Here is an 18,407-nt window from a genome sequence, read left to right on the forward strand (position 1 = left end):
TCCTCAGCCTCCAGTTCACCGGGGGCGCGGCGCGACAGCGACCCCCGAAGAGGAGTACCCACATGGCCACCGCCACCCTGACCTCCAAGCTCAACAGCCGTACCGCCGCTCCTGCCTTCACCACTCCTGCGGACGACTTCGAACTCGCCCGCCGCACCGCCGAACAGGACTTCGTTCTGCTCAGTGATGGGGAAACGCTCCGGCTTGCGGGCATCCTGGCGAGCGAGGACAGCACGGCACTCCAGAAGGAATACGCCTACACGCTGCTGCACCGCGCGCTCAGTCCTATCGCACTGCTGGCGGCACGTGAACAGGCAGGCAACTTCGTCAGCTTCTCTGCCGCCCACAGCGCCGCGCTGATCAGCCTCTGGCGTGTCGTGCACCGCTGGGACCCCAAGCGAGGCATGAGACTCTCCGCCTTCGTGCGCTTCACGCTGCCGGTCGAGCTGGAACGTGAACGCAAGGAAGCTGAAGCTATCAGCCGCAGCGACTGGTCTCATATCGCAGTCAGGGCGGCGATCCACGAGATCATTCAGAGCGGCCATAACCGCCCCTTCATGACTGCCTACAGCGACGCCCAGGGTGAAACCCTTGCCCCCCTGCTCCGCCGTCCCGGTCTCCCCGCCCCGCTCGTGCTCCGCTTCCCGGCCCACACCACCGTCAGCCTTCAAGCGGGCCTCACGGTGCGGACTCCCCCGGAGAAGGTCGAGAACGGTGATGGCAAACCCCAGCTCAACCCGCTGCTGTCCTGGTTCTCCGGCCACAAGTCCATCACGGTGAGGACCTTTCCCAAGCCTCGCAACTGGCCACGCAAGACCACGCGTGCCAGGACCGGGTACAAGGTGAGGCAGTTGCAGGACGCGGGTGAAGCCTTCCGCTCCACCGTGTTCGGCAGCAAGTTCACCTCCCGCTTGATGCAGACGCGCGTCTTCAGTCGTCCTCCACGACCCATCCGTGAGGAGGACGTCACGCCCCGCATGGTTCAGGACGTGATGCGCCAGAACCGCAAGCTCAAAGGTCAGCCCTTCGACGAGCAAGCCTGGAGCGTCATGCGAATCGGAGCCCTGATGGACGAGCTGTACACCATCACCTCCTATGACGTCACCATTCAGGACGACGAAGGAGATGAAACCCGCTTGGTCGATTTCCTTGCCGCCCCCGATCAGGACGACGAGGAGTTCCCTGAAGAAGAGTTCGATCCCGAGCAGTTGCAAGACGCCGCACGGATCACTGAACGCCTTCAGAAAACGGGACTGTGGGAGATCGCGATGAAGATCCCCCTGCACAGGTTCCTGCTCGCCTACCGCGCTGGCCGCCCCGGGTTCTGCACGCTGTGCTCCCGGTACGGTATTCGCGTCAGGCACGCCACCGAGATCATGGGGGCCATCGAAGCGACCCTTCGCTGAGCCTTCTTCCAGAAGTTCCACCCCGCAACCTCCTGCTGGTTGCCAACGCGTACTGCTCGCGTCGCCCTTCAATCTTCGGATTGTCGGGCAACTTTTTTTGGGTTCCTTGAGGGGACTTGACAGCGGCACCAGGGTGTTGAGAAGGTCCGGGTATGGACGAGCAGAAGATCATCACGCGGTACCTGCAGGAATACGGTCTGCTGGGGGTCTACATCGACCACACGCCGCACGGGGACTACCCGCTGCTGCATCTCCGGGGGCGGCTGGACCTGGACCTGCTCACCCTGACCCCTCACCTCGGCCGGGCGGCGGCGCAGACAGGCACGCTGGCTGGCCTGTGGGCGGGGGAGCAGGTCGGCGTTCACACAGCACATCCCGGTGCCCTCGAGATCGAGACCTCCCATCCGGAGCTCGCGAACCTGATGCGTCAACACGTCACCAACGCGGCCCAGGACATCCAGCGGGCCTTTCGTCTGGGCGACCTCCTGGAGGGGCCGGACCACGGGCTGGAAAGCCTGACGTTGCTGGCCGAGCACCCGGAATGGGAGGAACCGTTGGACCTTTCCCCACAGCTCGCCACGAGGGCGCCACGTGAAGGAGGCCCGCAAAGCCTCTCACGGGACGAGCGGCTCGACCGGGCCCGGGCCCTGCGGGGCCAGACGGTTATGGATACCTTCGACGTGCGGGCGCTGCGGCAGGCGGAAGCCGAGCAGGAACGCGTGTTGCTGCACTTCCCGCCCCCCCGGGACAGTGAGCAGGACCCGGAACCTCGCCTCTCCGACGAGGACGTCCAGGCGCTCGCGCGGCAAGAACGCCTGCTGCGGGTGGAGGGTGCGGCCGGGCCGGGGGACCGGCTGGAGGACGACCTGCACTTCTGAAGCGAGGCGTCCAACCTGACCTGCACACATGCTGGGAACGTGAGCACTAGGCTTCTCCGGATCACCCGCCCAGCGCCGCTGCTGCCGACCGAGTGCGCCCTGCAGAGTGAGGATGAACTCTCCTCGCATCTCCGGGCGCACATCGTGGCCTTTACGGCTGTGTCCGAGGCGCAGGCGCTCGCGCGGGCCCTCTGGTCGCAGGGGGAGGTCAGGGACAGCCTGACCCGAACGCATTACCTCTGCCGGGAGGCGACGGGGGAGCTGACGGCCTGCCCGCACTGCGACCAGGCCGTGCCCGAGGTGGTGCACGGCGGGGTGAAAAGCGCCTGGTGCTCGTGCCTGCAAGGAGAATGGCTATGAAAAGATCGCTGCTGCTCCCGCTGACCCTCGCGCTCACAGCGTGTGAGGCGGCGGGCTCCGGTTTCGAGAATCCCTTCGGCGCTCCCCAGGTCCCGGCCCTGACCCTGAGCGTGACGCCCCCCACGCTCACCCTCGCACCCGGCGCCACGGCACACGTCGGCGTCTTTGCCTTCAGTGGGAGCGTCGCCCTAGGGACACCCGCGCTCGAACCGGTCGAGATCGCGGGGATCCGCGCGATCCCGGACGCCAGCGGCATGACCGTCAGCGTGAGCGGGAGTGCCATCCTCGGCAGCTACAGCCTGCCCATCCGGGGCCTCTCCAGTCGAGGGCAGGGCCAGACCGTGCTCGACGTCGTGGTGGGGACCCAGCAGGCCGGGGGGTCGGGCCAGTGAACGGCGTGCGTTTCCTGCTCGCCTGCCTGGGGCTGCTGCCCGCAGGGGCCCTCGCCTCGACCAACCCCTACCTGGGAAACAGCAGCACGCGGACGTACTACCTCGCCGAACTTGAGGACTGCCCGGGGAAGCTGGACATGCAACCCGGTGACCTGTGGACCCTCACCTTTCCCGACAAGCTGGCGGACGCCTTCGTGACCCGCAACGGCCTCGTCGAGCGTCGCTTGCAGGACAACCGTCTGATCATCGCCGTCGTGGGGCCCAGTGGCAGCACTCCGGCACTGGTCCTGACCGAGGACGGCCGGGCCCCGCTCTTCAGCATCACCATCCAACCCGGCCCCGGGGGACGGAACAAAAGCGTCATCGTCAAGCCCGGTCTTCCACCGGGCGGCTCCAGGTGTGGGGCCGCGGGCAGCGCGGCGCCACGCGCGGGGGCGGTGGCCAAGGCCACGACGCCCACCCCCGTGGTGAGGTCTGCTCCAGCCCCGAGCCGCCCGACCACCGCCACCGTTCGCCCGCCCGTCGCCACGCCGCCGCCCGCCGGGAGGGCCATCACCCCGTCCACCCGTCCGCCCGTCAGGGACGCCGCCCGTGTGCCCGTGACCGCTGCGACTTCCACCCCGGCCAGGGCGGCCTCTGCCCCGGCGCCCGCGAGAACCACCGCGCGTGCGGTCACGCCACCGACGCTGCCTGCCCCGGCCAGTCCCACGCGGGCGAGTTCCCGCCCGGCTCCTGTGGTGGTTCCCACCCGTACGGTTGCGGCACCGCCGGTTTCTGCCTCCACCCCCTCCACCCGACTGACGGCCAATGCAGTCCCGGCCACACCCCTTTCCCGCGTAGCTGCGACACCACTGGCCTCTGCCCCGGCCAGACCCGTCCGGATGGCCCCCACTCCGGTGCTGCCCCCCTCCGCCAAGCGTCTTCCCGTGTCCATTCGGACCCAGGGGCCTGGGGCACTGCGCGTCTGGGTGGTGACCGGGCAAAAGCAGCGGGGCGTCCTGACGTTCACGCTGAGCAACTCGCTGGACTCGGGCGTGGTCCTGAGGCGGGAAGACCTGCACGTGGCTCAGGCCTCGGGAAGTGGGAGCGGCGCGCTGGTCATCCCGGCCGGACAGACGCTGACCTTCGACGTCGCGCTAGAGGGTCCCCTGCCGCCCGTGCTCGGACACCTCACCTGGTCGGGAAGCGTTGTGGGAAGCAGGGAGGGCTTCGAGATCAGCGCCCTGCTCGCGCTGTGAACCAGGGCTCTATTCGGGCCGCACTGCAACGCCTCCTCGTGTGGCGAGCCGTGCGGCCCGGTTCCGCGCTGTTGCCCGTTCCGACAGACACGTTGGAACAAACGGGGCTCGCCATGCGGGTTCCCACCGCCATCGGTCCGGGCCTCACTCTTTCCCGGCAGGCGCGGCAGTGGTTGGAGGTCTGCCCCGCCGTCACGAGTGAGACGGTGGTCGCCAACGCCCTATACCTGCAAGACGCCGTGCCGGCCCTCACCGCGGCGGGCTACCGCGACCTGCGGCCCGGTCGGGGCATCTTCCTGGTGACGACCGGGCCGGGCGGCGCGCCCTGTCCGGTGCTCGGGCGCTTCACCAACGGGGGGTACAGCGGCAGGCGTGTGCGCGAGCACGTCGAGCGGCTGGAGCCGGACCTGCTGAGCGGACGTGCCCGGCTGGTCGTCGTTCACCCGGACCTTACCCGGTTGTCCTACCGGCACCCGCGGCTGCAGTTGCTGCACGTCCCACCGAGGTGGTCGTCGTGATGTCCACGACCAGAAAGCTCCGCCCGGCACCGCCGTGGCGCTCGGCGAGGTGCGCGGTGCGGGCACGGGAAGGCGTGCCCCAGACCAGGCCCTGGAAGGTTCGCCGGTCGCTGAAGGCCCGGAACTTCTCACGGGTGATCGCCGGAGGGTACCCGCCGTCGTACTCCACCGCGACGACCTGACCGCCCGGTTTGCGCCACAGGGCGTCCGGGCGGGAGGTACCGTGGCCCTGCGCCCGGTTCCACTCCTGCCGGGGTGCCCCGAGCAGGTACCTGAGTTCCGCCGTGCTGGCATCGTGTGCGAGGCTCCAGGCGGGCTCCCAGAGCAGCCGCTCGGGCTCTCGGGCGATGAAGGTGGTTCTCTTGATCGGAGAACTGTTCGACAGAGGCTTGAACTGCACCTCGCGATGCGGAAAGTGCGAGAGGACTGTTTCCTCCCGCACCTCGTAGTGCCGGACCACCTGAGCGAGGGTCAGGACCCGGTCCACCTCCAGGGCCAGCGCCACCTGCCTCACGCGGACAGGGGCAGGGGTGAACTTACTGCCCATTCCCCCCACTGTTCCGGCGCACCACGATTTGCAGCGTCGTTCCCTTCGGCAATTCGGCGACGTTCACGAAAGACGCCTTGCCTTCGGGAAGTTGCAGCGATCCCAGGGTGTTTGCCCCCGTGATCATCCAGAAGTTGGGCGTGTTGGCAGCGCTGGAGGTCACCACGCTGCCTGTCCCGCCGACCCCGGTCTGGACCGTGACGTTCCGTTGGTTCACCATTGCGTCCACGAAGGCTTTCGCGCCGCCGAAAAAGCCCGACATCAGGGACGACACGAGGTTCGGGGCTGTGGGTTTGACCTGCGTTCGCACTCCTGGCAAGCCGTCGGGGCCGTAGGCGTCCGCCTCCAGGGGGTACTCGCGGTTCCCCTGCAACACGGTGTCGAAGGTCATCTGAATCCGGCCCTGAGCGTCGAGTTGAGGCGTTCCGCGCCAGGTCGCCCCGTCCTCGGTCTCCGCGTAGACCAACAGGCCGCTGGCAACACCCTGAACCGCCAAGGCCCCCACCAGCAGCTTGGCGGCCAGCGGCCGCCCCACCGGGTAAGGTGCGCGAGCTTCCGCCGCTGGGGTCGGCGCCGCACTTTCGGCGGCACCCTGGAGCGCAGCGGCACCCGTCCCGGTCATGCCACTGAGGCTGTAGGAGGACGCCGTGCTGATTCCCGCTCCCGGGGACGTGGTGGCCTCGGACGTTGAACTCCCCTGCATGGAGAGCAGCCCCAACGCCTGGGTGCTGTTCTGCGCCACCGGGGGACGCCGGTCGCTCTGTTCCTGTGCGCCGGACGCCGTGGACGCGGGCGCGCCTCCTCCCTGGGCAGCAGCCAGGCTGACCAGCCTGGGAGGAGTAGGTTCCGCTGCTGCCGTGCTGCTCAGCCCGTAGCGGGCGGAACTTGAAGAGTTGCCGGGCTCCGGAGTCGCGGTTGCCGCACCGGCGTTCGTCGAACTCAGCCCGTAGCGGCGCGGTGCCTCGCCGGACGTATTCTGGGCGGCGCTGCCGCTCAGCGCCCACGGACGCGCCTCGCCGCCGGCCGTCCCACTTCCCGACGTGTCCCGCGAACCGCTGAGCGCCGGAGGAGCCTGCACCGCCTGGTCCTTCGGCGGGCGGGGATGGAGCGGCGTTCCCTGGGGTGAAGTCTGGCGAATGATGACCGGTGCGCTCACCCGCGGGGCAGGTCTGAACGCCGGGGTCGACTGGCCCACCTGCCCTGACGTGGATCCGCCCATCCCAGTCGGGTCCTGGGCAGTCGGTGCGGCCCCTCCCACGACCGGGGTACGGTCCACTGCGGGGCCACCCGAACCGGGTGAAGACGGCGCCCCCGAATCATTCCCTCCCCCTTGCCCTGTCGGGTCTGCTCGGTCATCCACGCGGGGCTCGTCTTCCTGCGGGTGGATCGTGTCGGTGGGGACCGTATCCCCCGGTGCAGGCACCGCGTCGCCGTGGACGGCCGGTGTGGGCTGCGGTGAGGGCACCGCTGCCTCATTGGCTGGTACCACCGGGTGCTGGCCGTCCGTCCGGCTGGCGCTGGCCTTGTCCCCGGAAGGCACCAAAACGTAGAACGCCACGGCCGCGGCCGCTCCCGCCCCGAGCAGCACGTTCCGCACCAGGGCCGTGTTGGGCGCCTCGTCACCATTGACCGTCTTTTTCTGGAAGGGGGCCTTGAGCCAGCCGCGCACTCCCGTACGTGCGGTGGCGCGTGTGGCCTGGCGCTCGACCAGCTCGCTGCTCAGCAGCTCGTCCGGGTCGTATCTCAACCCCGAGAAGTCCTGCGCCAGGCCCGGGTCCTTGAGGTTGAGCTCACGCACCAGCGCTCCCCATTCCTCCGAATCGGGAGGTGGCAGGTGCTCCACGTCCACACCGTGGTTCACAAGCTTGGGCCGCAACGCTTCCAGCCGTTCCTGATCGATCTGCATGGCCGCATCTTCATCTCGGCCCAGGTTGGACGCCTGAGCGCAGGGCGCCTCGGCGGCCCCTTCCAACCTGGGCCGCACCCACCATGTGCTGCAGGAGGTCAACCGTGGGCTTCCGAGGAAAAGGAGTGGACATGAAAACCGTCGTGCACGCCATGCGTCCGTACATCCCGGGCTTCCGGGAACTCGTCTTCAGCCTCGGGCTGTTCCTGCTGTTCCTGCTGCTGAATCAGGCCGCGGCGCAGACCATCGACACCGCGCTCGGCGGCAACGTCACCAGCAAGGGCTGCACCTTCGTGAAGAGCGTCGAGACCAGCGTCGCCGCGAAGGTGTTCTGTGCGGCCATTTTGCTCTGGGGCATCGTCAAGTTCCTCCCCACCCGCAAGGACGGGGTCGGCCAGATGCTCGCTGGCATCATCGGCTTCCTGGTACTGAGCAAGTTCACGGCCATCATGAACACCTTCGGCATGAACTGCTGATCAGAGCTACTTCCCCACCTAGCCTCTCGCTTCAGCAGCCGGAGGCCTTTTTTCTCAGGAGACCTCCCGTGAACAACTGGCCGCAACTCGACGACCTGCAGTTTGAACGGTTGGGCATGAGCCGCAACGCCCTGTTTTTGACGGTGTTCGTGGCCTTTGTCCTCTACCAGGTCGTGGACCATTTCAGCAAGCCGTACCTCCAGGGCGCTGTGGGGATCGTCCAGCTTGCGCCGCTGTTGGGCACTGCCCTTTTCTGGTGGTTCGTGCTGGTCCCGAGGGTTCGCAGATGGAGCGAGACGCTCCCCCGAGGCTACTTCCAGGGCTTGAGCGACTACTACCTCTTCAATCCACAGAACCTGGAAATCACCAATGACCCCACACCCCTGCCGCTGTATGTCAAGGCCCGGCGCAAGCCCCGGCGCGGCTTGCGGAGCATCGTCCAACCTGGGCCGCGCCCATGATGCCCGCCATGCTCTCCAAGGTTCTGACCCATTTCCTGAAAAGGCCCTCCCCGGAGGCGCCCGTCCAGAAGCCCGCCCGGGTGTCGTCCGCGAAGGGCAGGAAGCCTGCACGGGTTGCGCGGCCGGTCTCCGGCAAGAGCCTGATCGAGCAGTTGCCCTGGGCCGAGCCCGACGACGGTGCCGTGTTCCTGCGCGGGGGTGAGCGGCTGTGGTTCGGGTTCGAGATTCAGCCGGCGACCGCCGCGCAGGTGGACTTTGCCCGCGCGCAGGCCCTGTCCGAGGGCATCCGCGTGATGCTCAACCAGGCAATCGCGATGGGCGAGGGCGGGCGCCTGGTTGTCGAGCGCGTGCCCGCTCCCGAGGCCTTTGTGGAGTACTTCCTCCAGGGGCAGCGGGCCACCACGCCCGACCCCCTGCTCCACCGGATCATGGAGGCCGAGCACGAGGACCTGCGGGGTGCTCGGCTGCGCGGGGAGATCACCGTCACCCGGTTCTTCCTGACCTTTTACGTCAACGTGCCGAAGCGTCCCAAGGACGTGCCACCCACCGAGGCCGAGTACCGCGCACAGATGGCCCTGGTTCGCCGGAAGCGCACCAACCTCCTGCACCGGCTGGAGGGGCTGGGCCTGAGCCCCACGGTGATGAGCAACCGCGAGATCAAGTGGCTGATCTGGAGGTACCTCAATGGGAACCTGGCCGCTGCCCATCCGCCGGCCTTCACCTCCCAACTGGACTTCCGTGACTTTGACCCGGACGATCTGAAAAAGGACCGCTCGGCCGCCACCCTGACCACCCGTTACCAGGTGGCGGAGACCGAGATCGGCACTGACCACCCCGGGTACCTCACGATGGGTGACCGACTGATCGGTGCCATCAGCATCGGCAAGGGCGGCAGCGGAACCGGAGTGCACATTATCGACAACTTGCTGGAAGCGCTGCAAAACAAGCACTTCTACGTGATGGTGGATTTCGAGCACCTCCAGCAGGGGACCGAGAAGGCCAGGCTCGACACCGCCGTGGAGGAACTCGAGGGCATGGTCGACAGCCCGATCATGCGGGCCGGGGAGGGGACCAGCGCGAAGGCGCGCAAGGCGCGTGAGGCCATCCACGAGGCCGAGTACCGGGGAAAGCATTTCTGGCGCCTGGGCTTCACGACGGTGCTGTATGCCCGCACGCGCGAGGAACTTACGGAGATGCTGGAAAAGACCCGCAGCGAGTACTCGCTGATGCAGGGGGCGCACGCCATCATCAGCAATGAGCAGTTACGGCGGACCTTTTTCGACGTGATGCCCTTCTCACGGCAGCTCACCATCCACCGCGTCAAGGGCCACTGTTCTAACGTCGCCGACGCCTTCCCCAAGATCAGCCCCTGGATGGGGACCCTGGACCCCATGATTCCCCTGCGCAACCGCCACGGGGGGCTGACCGGACTGAACCCGAAAAAGGGCGGGACGAACTTCGGAATGATGGTAATCGGCCAGTCTGGCGGCGGCAAGAGCGTGTGGAACATGAACCTGCTGTTGAGCATGGTGCCCCCGGGCGTGCGGGCCTTCATCCTCGACCCCAAGCACGACTATGAGGAGACGACCTGGTCGTTGCGCGGGCAGGTGATTTCCATCAGCGCGACCGCCCGACTCCCCGACGGGCGCCCGGTGAGGATCAACATCTTCGACCCCACCCCCGGCGAGGACCAGCCCGGCCCGGAGAAGACCGCCTTCATCATCGCGGTGTTCCGCACCCTGGACCTGGTACCGGACCGCATGCATCAGGCGGTGCTGGAAGCCGCCCTGCAGCAGTTCTTCCTGCTCAAGTCACGTCGGGTTCCAGACCCGGAGAAGGTCGGCGAGTACCGCGAGGTGTACATGGGCGGCCGTCTGCGCGACTTCGTGCAGGTGTTGAGCACCCTCAGCCGCATCGGCTCCGAGGGCATTCACGACAAGCCGCACTTCCTCCAGATTCGCGACAGTCTCACTGCGTTGTTCCAGTCCTACCTCGCGGGGCAGGGCGGCGTCCTGGGCGAGTTTCTGGACGGCTGGACCACCGTGGAGGTCGACGCTCCGTGCGTGACCTTCGACGTGTACAGCATGTACAACGACCCCACACTCCGGGCGCTGGGCATCCTGCTCATCGGCGAGTTCATGTTCCAACAGGCGGCCCGCACCGCTGGGACGAAGATCGGCATCTTCGAGGAGTTGGGCGTGCTGGCCCACATTCCTGAACTGGAGCATCTCGTGAACCGTTGGTTCAAGACCGGCCGCAGCCTGGGCATGATTCCGGTGGGCACCTCGCAGGACGTGAAGGACTTTGAAAAATTGGGTGGCCTGATCAACAACAGCGCCTGGGTGGTGATGAGCGCCCTGGGCGCGGGCGAGATCGCAGGGCTCCAGGAGGTCATGCATCTGTCGGACAAGGTCGCCGAACTTGCTGCCTCCTTGACGTTGCGGCCCGGCGTGATGGGCGAGTACCTCGTGCTGCAAAAGGTCGCCGACAACGTGCATGTCGGGGACGTGGTGCAGCTCTGGATGAGCCCGGAAAAGCTCTGGACGGTGACCACCCAGGACGAGGAGAAGACTAGGCGGCAGACGTACACGCAACGGCTCGGCGGCCGCACCGAGGCCATCTTGCAACTCGCCGCAGAAGTCCGGACCAGGAGGAAAGTTGCATGAACACTTCCGCCACCCCCACGTGCTCGTTCCCGGGAGGAAAGTCTTCGTCCAGGAAAGGTTGCTTACTGGGACACTTGCAGGGACCCCTGCCCGGAGCACGGACTTCCCTGCGGGGAGGCCGCCGGTGACCCGGGCGCCCTTTCGCCGGTTCGTGACCCTCGGCGTTGCGCTCAGCCTCGCCCTGCCGTCGACGGCTCATGCCCAGGACCTGGGGAGCCTCACGGATCTCCTGCAGTCGGGTGGCCTCATGAGTCTGATCGGCATGATCCCGGGTCTCAACTTTCTCGCGGGCCTCGGCCCGCTCACGGACATCCTGAAGATGATTCCGGGCCTGGATACGCTGCTCGGGCAGATTCCCGGCCTGAGCCAGTTGCTGGACCTGATCGGCCTGGGTGGAGGGTCGAACCTCGGCCCGCTCCTCGGGCAGATCCAGCAGGTCCAGAAGTGGTTGACTGCCGCGCGGCAGATTCAGGACACGGCGAAGAACATCATCCGCCCGAACAACTACACGGACTTCGTCGCCAGCGCAAACAGCGTCATGCGTCTGGCGGGCGTGAACCAGGTCTTCAGCCAGGGCCAGTACCAGCAGGACCCGCAGGGCGTGGCTCAGGCGGCCATCGATGCCCTCACCGACCAGCAGCGTGAGGTGCTGGGTCGCCTGCGTACCGCGATGACGCCTGCCGAGGCCGTCGCGGTGCGCGAGCAGGCCGCGGGACTTCAGGATCTCAAGGCCAGGGTTCAGCGGATCGCCGACAACGCCGAGGCCCAGAGCAACACGCAGAGCCTGACCAAGGAGGCCCAGGAACGGGCGCTGGACGCGCTGGACTACTCGACGGGGGCGGCTCAGGCGCTCAAGGACAACAAGAAAATCGAGGACATCAGCCGGATGGTGGGTTCGGCCTCGCTGGAATCCCTGCGGGTCAGCGCCCTGAACAGCGCCGCGCTCACGGCCGCGCTGGCCAACCAGACGAAAATTCAGGTGGCGCAGGCCGAGACGCTCGGACAGATGCTGGAGGAGATGCAGCGTTCGCGGCTCGACAAGGCGAACGCCATCGCGCGAATGATGGAAGCGCAGCGGCAGCAGGCCAAGCGTGAGGCCCAGCGCCTGCGCAACTACAGTCGCAACCTTACCGATGGTATGGGCAGTGCCGTGAGCGGGGCCAGTCTGCGTGGAGTCGACCTGCTGGGAGGGCCGTGATGCGGCGCCTGTGGCGCGTCCTCGTGCTGCTGTTCACCCTGGGGGCGCCCGCTCTGGCCGAAAGCGATACTGGAGCGGGGGGCCTCAGTCCCATCTGTCAGACCATGCTGGAGCGCAACGCACCGGCTCAAGGGGGAAGCCGCGTCAACCTGGAGACCTTCGTGCCCGATCCCGGGTGCTGGCTCCAGGCGAGCATCAAGGACATCAACGACGTCAACCTGTTCACGGTCACGGCGGCCATCGCCAAGTTCATCGTGGTCGCCAGCGTCCTGTGGGCGCTCCTGACCTCCATCGGCCGCGGCACGGCCACGCCCTTCCTGCGCGCGCTGGCACTGGGCTTCGTGGCTTTTACTGCGGCGAACGCCTACACCGCGAAAAGCGGCATTGGCTGGGTCGCGGCGGACTGGGCGATGGGCGCCTGGCAGACGGCCTACGTCGGAAGCGCACGGGTCGGTCAAGCTATGCTGGACCAGCGCATCCTCGCCAAGACGAAGGAACTGGACGAAAAGATTTCCAACTACGTCGCGATCAGCATGGACATCCAGGCTATCTCCACGCAGAAGGCCCTCTTCGGGACCAAGGCGGACCCCAATACGTTGGAGACGGCTTACCAGGAGATGCAGAAAACCGTCGACAGCGGCGGCAACATCAAATCACCCCTTCCGAAGTCGGCCTACTCGGCGGCGTACTTCCTCACGCTGGGCATCTTCAGCGTGTTCGCGATCCTGGTGTACAGCAGCGGCATGATGGTGGTAATCAGCGTGCTGGCCTTACCCATCGTGCTGGCCCTGACGACCCTCGGTTCACGACAGTTTCTCCAGACGGTCGGCGTGATCTGGCTGTCCAACGTCGTCACCATCCTGATCATTCCGGTCTTCATGGCGATCCTGATGACCACCATGCTCACTAGCCCGGTGCAGAGCCTGAACGCCAACCTGCAGTACAACATCGAGATCGGCACGCAGATGTTGACTGAGGTCAAGCAGCGGCTGGACAGTTGCAGCGGTGTCCTCTTCGTGGCCTGTCGAGCGGTGGAGGGGATCGGTGCGGTCATCGACGGCTTCACACAGGGTCTGGAGAGCGCCTTTATGGGCGTGGGTGTCGCGATCTTCGCCATCATCGTGGCCTTTTCCGTCGCGGTCTCGCAGTTGCGGCGCATCCCCGCCACCGTCGAGCGCATCCTCGGCGGCCTGGGCGGTGGGGAGTCGAGCGGTGTGTTCACCGACTTCAACAAGCGTCCCAGGGAACGCCGGCAACGCGCGGTGGCAGACGCGAGCGCCCAGAAGACACCCGCCCTCGCCCCGCCGGCCAGCAGCGGCCCGAAGGTGACCGTCACGCAACTGCCCAAAGGAAACGGTCTGCCCGGCAGCGGCGTGACGGTCCCCAATCCCAAGGTGATCCTCGCGCAGGCCACCACTCGCTCCGTCCGGGGTGCCCTGCCTCCCCCGAAGCCCTGAACCCCGCCTCCCGCGCCCCGCTGCCTGAGTTCCGGGGCGCAGTGTCTTTCCCCGGTCCCCTGAAAGGAGCCCTCCCCCTTGTCCCACGCTTCTGCCCCGGCGGGCACCGTTCAGCAGAGTCAGGGGGTCCGCACCTTCCCGGTCGGCTGGCTGCTGTTGTTTCTCGCCACGCTCCTCGTCCCCGGTTACTTCGCCGTGCACACGGCAGGGCAGGTCTCCCAAGTGATGGTCGCCAAAGGCTGGCCGGCAGCTCTGCACAGCCAGACGTTCCTGCTCGACTGCACCCTGAGCCAGGCCTGCAACGCGGCTTTCCAGCAGGGCTTCGCCCGCCTCTTCCCGCTGTGGTCGCTGGCGTCTCCCGTCGTGGGACTGGTCATCTACGGCTTGAAGGCCCGGCCGCGCACGTACGCCACCAAGGACCCCGGCCTCGCCTGGTGGGCCCAGGCCGACGATCAGGGCCTGAACCAGTACCGGACGCACGACCCGACGAGGCCGGAGAACAAGCTGCTCGGGTACCTCGGCCACCTGCTCAGCGTGGGCCGCGAGGGCAAGATCGAGTACCGCAAGACCTTCCCGCTGTACGTGCGCATGGCGGCGCTCGCCGAGAACGTCCTGGTGCTCGGGGGGGTGGGCGCGGGCAAGACCCGCGGCTACTTCAGACCGCTGATCATGCTGGCCGCCCACCTGGGCTTCACGGTGATCGTCTTCGACCTGAAATACCCACAGCCCGACTCAGGCTTCTTCGACATGATCGGGTACTGGGCCAGACGGCGGCGCAGGGTGATGATGTTCACCCCGTTCAGCCTCAACACGATGCGTCTGCCCCTGCTCGACAGCATCGAGGACTACGCCAGCGCCCTGAGGATGGCGACCACCATCATGCCACCGCCGGAGTACGGCCAGGAGCCCGGCAAGCACTACCGGGACCGGGACCGGGGGGTGCTCGCCGCCTTCCTGCTGTACCTCGCCAGGAGCGACACGCCCAACTTCCGTGAGCTGCTGCGCATGGCGCAGTTCACGCCGAATGAACTCAAGAAGTGGTTCGAGGACCAGGCCGCCTTCGACGAGAACAGCGAGGTGGTCCTCAACCTCAAGGGCATCTTCGCGCAGGGGAACCAGGAGGTCGCCTCGGTCCTGCAGGGCATCAAGAACGCACTGCGCATCTTCTACAACCCGATGGTGGCGCGGGCGACCGAGAGCCTTGTGGGCGAGAACATCGACGTGCGCGCAGCCTTTCGCGAGCCCACCCTGCTCTACATCGGCATCCAACAGGAGTACATGATGGAGGGCGACGGCGTGGTGCTCCTCCAGCTCGTCAAGCGCTACATCGACCGTGAACTCCAGCGCGAGGCGGCGGCTCAGGGAGGCGTCCTCAAGAGGCACGCCGCGTACGTCCTCGACGAGTTCCCTTCCTTCGGACAACTGCCGTACATGATGCGCTCGCTCGGCGTGCTGCGTTCCTACAACGTGTCGCACCACATCGGGGTGCAGAACCTCGCCCAGCTCGCCGTGGTCTACGGCGACAACTACAGCAAGGCCCTGACCACCAACGTGATCGGCCGCAAGATCTTTTTCCCGCTCGCGGTGGACGACGAGGAGCGCGAGCTCTTCTCGCAGTACGTCGGCAAGACCACGGTGTACGACATCAGCGAGGGCGATACCCGTCGCCGCTTCCTGGGCACCTCCCTGGACGAGACCACCCGTCAGAGCATCGGGCTGCGCAAGGTCGCGGTGCCGCTGCTCGCCCCCGAGGAGTTCCCCCACTTCCGACCGATGGAGGCCGTCATCAAGGTCCGCGGAGCCAACCCCATTCGCACCTTCATGCCCGCCATCGAGGATCCCTTCCTCGACGGGCCGGACATCCCACGGGGCATCCCGAACCGGCTGCACGAACTCTACCGGCAGGTCAACCCTGAGCGTGAGAACATGGCCCACGTCACCCAGCAGATCATCCGCTCCGGGGTGCTCGGCGCGGCCACCACTCCGGAGGAGGACTTCATCGCCCAGCAGCACGAACGCTTCCGGACCTGGGTGACCGGGGTGCTGGAGAGCGGCGCCCGGGTCCGCTTCAGCGCGAGTGACCGCGAGCGACTGTACGTCCGCACCGCGGACCTGCCGGAGGCCCTGAAGGAGGGACGCACCCTGCAGGGCTTCTCCTCCCGCGGCTGGACCGGCAGGGCGGATTCCGACGAACTGCGCCTCAAGCCCGAGGGGCTGGCGTTATTGAACCGCGACCTGCGCCTGCGGCTGAACAAGCAGGCCACCTTCGGCGCCCTCGACCTGTGGCTGGAGCAGAACGGGCCGATGGTCGAAGGTCACCCGGCCCGCGAGGCGCTGGGGCCGGACGAACGCCCGGAGGTCCAGGCGATCCTGGAGGGTGAGCGGGTGTACCTGCGCTTCCTCCCGTGCCGCGACCTGTTCGGGGCAGCGCCGGAAGTGCTCGGCAAACGCATCGGCAAGAGTCAGTACATCCTGATCGACCGCCAGGACCCCTCGGGCTTCTGGAACGCGCTGCAAGACGCCCGGGTGAAGGACCACGAGCAGGACGCGGCCCCCGCCGCAGCGGAAGACACTCGCCCTGCACCACGGCAGGCTGCGAGGAAGCGGCCCACCAGCAAGCCCTGGACGAGAGACGAGGAGGAAGCTCGCCATCAGGAAAGCGCCCAGGAAGCGGACCCGCAGGAGACCCGGGGTTCCGAGGCTGAAGGCCGCCGCCCGGGCCCGCGCAAGACCACGAAGAAACGCCTGGCGGGCAGGACCTGGACGAACGAAGACGAAGAGACGCGCGGGCAGGAAGGCGAGCAGGAAGCCGACCGGTTTCCGCACGAGACCCTGGGGACCGAAGACGAGGACGGCCCACCGTTGTGGCAGACCCTGGAGAAACACCGGGCTCCCAAAGAGCCCTGAAAGAGGAAGGCACGGCCCCGAATGCTTGAACCCGGGGCCACTTTCGTCGTCCTGGCACAGGCGCACAACACCGCCTCCCTGCGGTTCCACGCAGGGCAGGGGCACTCCTGGGCGAGGAACGTTCTCTCCGTCCTTCTCGGACGCGGTGAGCGGCGTGACGGTACATCCAGGAAGCAGGAGGTGCATCCCAACCGTCCCCGGAAGGAGGGTTGGGGAGCGGCCAACCCGGGCACCGGGATCGCGCCTTGCCAACCTAGGCCGCGGTCACTATGCAGGGGTATGCGCAGATTCGTTCCCCTGATGCTCGCCTGGGCGGCGAGCACCGGTACCGCCCAGACCACCACTCTGAACGAGGTCACGCAGGCCCTGCACCGGGCCCAGCGCCAGGTGATCGCCTACCTCCCCGACCTCCAGGCACAGATGCTGGCGCAAGCCCTCAAGGAGGCGGCCAGCCGCCGCGTTCACGTCTACCTGATCACACCTCGGCATGCTCACCTGCGGCCCGGCTCGTTCCTTCCCAGCGTCGCCCTTGCCAACGCGGAGCAACCGCCCCTGCCGCTCGGCTACCACTTCGGCGAGCTGAATGCCCCGCCCCTGATCATCGTGGACAACCGGACCCTCTACCTCGGCGCTGGTCTCGCCGACGGCTCCTCGACCGTGCGGCGCGGGACGTCGGCTGAACTCACCCGGGCGCTGACGGCCAGCGCGAACGTCATCAACGCCTCTCCGAATGTCCCCGCCCGGGTGCTGATCAAGGAAAGGTACGGCCTGGCATGGTGAAGCCTTTTCCCGTCACCGACCTCACCACGCCAGCCGAGTACGCGGCGGTGCAGGAGCGCTTTCCGGAGGAACTCCGGCAGATCATCGCCCCAAACCTGGTGGAAATCGACGAGATCATCCTCGACCTGAATCAGCCCCTGAGCGTGCGGTTCGGAGGGCTGCGCATCGACTACCCGTTGGTGCTGGACCCGGTGCTGTTCGGCCGAGTCGACACCGAGATGCAGTCCGGAGTCACCAAGGGCTGGCGGGCGGACGGACGCATCGGTATCCCCGGGACCTTGCATCGGATCAGCCGCGAGACCAACCTCCAGGGGGCCAGCGTGATGATCACCGTGCGCATTGGCCGAGCCCTGATCGGCGTCGCCGGGCCGCTGCGCGATGTCCTCCAGGATGCCATCGACCGGGGCGTGGGCATCGCCATCATCGGGCCGCCCTTCGTCGGGAAGACGACCCTCCTCAGGGACATCGCGCGCATCATGGCTGAGCGGCTGGGCCGCGGCCTGATCATCATGGACACCAGCAATGAGATCGGCGGGGACAGCGACCTCGCTCACTGGATCATCGGCAAAGCCCGGCGAGTCATCATCGGGGACCCCCAGTTGCAGGGTGGAAAGTACGCGCGCGCGATCGCCAATGCCGCCCCTCAGGCCCTGCTGGGTGACGAGCTCGGGTACCGGAACGACATCCCGATCATCGTCGAGAACGCCCCGCGTGGAGTGCCCATCACCGCCACCCTGCACGGCCGGGACATGGATCGAGTGGTGAAGAGCCAGAAGCTCTGGCCGCTGCTGGGAATCCGGGACGGGCGGAAGCTCGACCCCAGCACCTTCGCCATCGCCATCGAGGTCATGGACCGCGGCCACTACCGGGTCCACACCGACTTCGACCGGAGTATCGAGGCCCTGCTCGACAACGCCACCCCCACCGAAGGTCTTCACGAAATCCGCGTCGCCTGAACCCGAAGGCCCTGCGACAACGGGACGTGCCAGGCGTCCCGTTGTTCTTCTTTTCCAACCCCGGGCCCCTTCACGAGGAGCCGTTCCCTTGCTGCAAGGAACACCGGAGGCGCGCTCCAAGAACACAAGCACCAAGTCCATCCTCGTCCCTCGCCCGACGGGCGCGGTTCCAGCAGAGACATGGCGGTGCTGGTCTCCCGGCACAACTCCCTGTTCGAGTTCCTTTCTCACACACAGAAACTGAGACAGGGCGACAGGTCA

At 67.0% G+C, this 18,407-nt stretch carries 16 protein-coding genes; 14 read left to right on the forward strand and 2 right to left on the reverse strand.

What is annotated here, in order from left to right:
* The first annotated feature begins 62 nt into the window (after positions 1-62).
* From DAETH_RS23795 to DAETH_RS23820, 6 genes are all read left to right on the forward strand, one after another.
* Positions 63-1,406: a hypothetical protein gene (locus tag DAETH_RS23795; protein WP_264778696.1), complete on the forward strand. Its 1,344-nt coding sequence runs from the start codon at positions 63-65 to the stop codon at positions 1,404-1,406.
* 152 nt (positions 1,407-1,558) lie between these two features.
* Positions 1,559-2,284: a hypothetical protein gene (locus DAETH_RS23800; RefSeq protein WP_264778697.1), complete on the forward strand. Its 726-nt coding sequence runs from the start codon at positions 1,559-1,561 to the stop codon at positions 2,282-2,284.
* A gap of 39 nt (positions 2,285-2,323) precedes the next feature.
* On the forward strand, positions 2,324-2,644 hold the full coding sequence (locus DAETH_RS23805; RefSeq protein WP_264778698.1) for a hypothetical protein: 321 nt from the start codon (positions 2,324-2,326) through the stop codon (positions 2,642-2,644).
* Positions 2,641-3,036 carry a hypothetical protein gene (locus DAETH_RS23810; RefSeq protein ID WP_264778699.1) on the forward strand — a complete coding sequence of 132 codons (396 nt, stop codon included), beginning with the start codon at positions 2,641-2,643 and terminating at the stop codon, positions 3,034-3,036. The genes DAETH_RS23805 and DAETH_RS23810 overlap by 4 nt, the downstream gene beginning before the upstream one ends.
* Positions 3,033-4,274, forward strand: coding sequence for a hypothetical protein (locus DAETH_RS23815; RefSeq protein ID WP_264778700.1), 1,242 nt, complete (start codon positions 3,033-3,035; stop codon positions 4,272-4,274). Before DAETH_RS23810 ends, DAETH_RS23815 begins: the two co-directional genes overlap by 4 nt.
* Positions 4,275-4,387: 113 nt before the next feature.
* On the forward strand, positions 4,388-4,792 hold the full coding sequence (locus DAETH_RS23820; RefSeq protein WP_264778701.1) for a hypothetical protein: 405 nt from the start codon (positions 4,388-4,390) through the stop codon (positions 4,790-4,792).
* On the opposite strand, the gene DAETH_RS23825 is transcribed toward DAETH_RS23820, so the two are convergent.
* Positions 4,725-5,339, reverse strand: coding sequence for a hypothetical protein (locus DAETH_RS23825; RefSeq protein ID WP_264778702.1), 615 nt, complete (start codon positions 5,337-5,339; stop codon positions 4,725-4,727). The genes DAETH_RS23820 and DAETH_RS23825 overlap by 68 nt on opposite strands.
* A complete protein-coding gene (locus DAETH_RS23830; protein ID WP_264778703.1) occupies positions 5,329-7,245 on the reverse strand; it encodes a hypothetical protein in 1,917 nt (638 codons plus the stop codon). Before DAETH_RS23830 ends, DAETH_RS23825 begins: the two co-directional genes overlap by 11 nt.
* Before the next feature lie 131 nt (positions 7,246-7,376).
* Here DAETH_RS23830 and DAETH_RS23835 point away from each other — a divergent pair, with 131 nt between their 5' ends.
* The 8 genes from DAETH_RS23835 (at position 7,377) to DAETH_RS23870 (ending at position 18,146) form a co-directional block, all read left to right on the forward strand.
* Complete coding sequence (locus DAETH_RS23835) at positions 7,377-7,721, forward strand: hypothetical protein (protein ID WP_264778704.1); 345 nt, start codon at positions 7,377-7,379, stop codon at positions 7,719-7,721.
* Between the two features lie 68 nt (positions 7,722-7,789).
* Positions 7,790-8,182, forward strand: a complete 393-nt coding sequence (locus DAETH_RS23840; protein WP_264778705.1) for a hypothetical protein — start codon at positions 7,790-7,792, stop codon at positions 8,180-8,182.
* Positions 8,183-8,190: 8 nt separating this feature from the next.
* Complete coding sequence (locus tag DAETH_RS23845) at positions 8,191-10,848, forward strand: VirB4 family type IV secretion system protein (protein WP_264778706.1); 2,658 nt, start codon at positions 8,191-8,193, stop codon at positions 10,846-10,848.
* 124 nt (positions 10,849-10,972) lie between these two features.
* Positions 10,973-12,046 carry a hypothetical protein gene (locus DAETH_RS23850; protein ID WP_264778707.1) on the forward strand — a complete coding sequence of 358 codons (1,074 nt, stop codon included), beginning with the start codon at positions 10,973-10,975 and terminating at the stop codon, positions 12,044-12,046.
* The gene (locus DAETH_RS23855) at positions 12,046-13,503 is read left to right on the forward strand and encodes a hypothetical protein (protein ID WP_264778708.1); all 1,458 of its coding nucleotides are present in this window, start codon (positions 12,046-12,048) and stop codon (positions 13,501-13,503) included. The genes DAETH_RS23850 and DAETH_RS23855 overlap by 1 nt, the downstream gene beginning before the upstream one ends.
* Before the next feature lie 78 nt (positions 13,504-13,581).
* Positions 13,582-16,410 (forward strand): type IV secretory system conjugative DNA transfer family protein, encoded by a 2,829-nt coding sequence (locus DAETH_RS23860; RefSeq protein ID WP_264778709.1) that lies wholly within the window; start codon positions 13,582-13,584, stop codon positions 16,408-16,410.
* A 279-nt stretch (positions 16,411-16,689) separates the two neighbouring features.
* Positions 16,690-17,190 (forward strand): phospholipase D-like domain-containing protein, encoded by a 501-nt coding sequence (locus DAETH_RS23865; RefSeq protein ID WP_264778710.1) that lies wholly within the window; start codon positions 16,690-16,692, stop codon positions 17,188-17,190.
* Positions 17,184-18,146 (forward strand): AAA family ATPase, encoded by a 963-nt coding sequence (locus tag DAETH_RS23870; protein ID WP_264778711.1) that lies wholly within the window; start codon positions 17,184-17,186, stop codon positions 18,144-18,146. The genes DAETH_RS23865 and DAETH_RS23870 overlap by 7 nt, the downstream gene beginning before the upstream one ends.
* Positions 18,147-18,407 lie beyond the last annotated feature (261 nt).

Origin of the sequence: Deinococcus aetherius (genome assembly GCF_025997855.1) — a bacterium.
In the GTDB taxonomy this organism is placed as follows: domain Bacteria; phylum Deinococcota; class Deinococci; order Deinococcales; family Deinococcaceae; genus Deinococcus; species Deinococcus aetherius.

Coding starts and splice junctions, on each gene's coding strand:
- DAETH_RS23800 (WP_264778697.1), top strand. CDS start 1,559: ATGGACGAGCAGAAGATCATCACGCGGTACCTGCAGGAATACGGTCTG.
- DAETH_RS23835 (WP_264778704.1), top strand. CDS start 7,377: ATGAAAACCGTCGTGCACGCCATGCGTCCGTACATCCCGGGCTTCCGG.
- DAETH_RS23820 (WP_264778701.1), top strand. CDS start 4,388: ATGCGGGTTCCCACCGCCATCGGTCCGGGCCTCACTCTTTCCCGGCAG.
- DAETH_RS23870 (WP_264778711.1), top strand. CDS start 17,184: ATGGTGAAGCCTTTTCCCGTCACCGACCTCACCACGCCAGCCGAGTAC.
- DAETH_RS23845 (WP_264778706.1), top strand. CDS start 8,191: ATGCTCTCCAAGGTTCTGACCCATTTCCTGAAAAGGCCCTCCCCGGAG.
- DAETH_RS23825 (WP_264778702.1), bottom strand. CDS start 5,339: ATGGGCAGTAAGTTCACCCCTGCCCCTGTCCGCGTGAGGCAGGTGGCG.
- DAETH_RS23830 (WP_264778703.1), bottom strand. CDS start 7,245: ATGCAGATCGATCAGGAACGGCTGGAAGCGTTGCGGCCCAAGCTTGTG.
- DAETH_RS23855 (WP_264778708.1), top strand. CDS start 12,046: ATGCGGCGCCTGTGGCGCGTCCTCGTGCTGCTGTTCACCCTGGGGGCG.
- DAETH_RS23795 (WP_264778696.1), top strand. CDS start 63: ATGGCCACCGCCACCCTGACCTCCAAGCTCAACAGCCGTACCGCCGCT.
- DAETH_RS23810 (WP_264778699.1), top strand. CDS start 2,641: ATGAAAAGATCGCTGCTGCTCCCGCTGACCCTCGCGCTCACAGCGTGT.
- DAETH_RS23865 (WP_264778710.1), top strand. CDS start 16,690: ATGCGCAGATTCGTTCCCCTGATGCTCGCCTGGGCGGCGAGCACCGGT.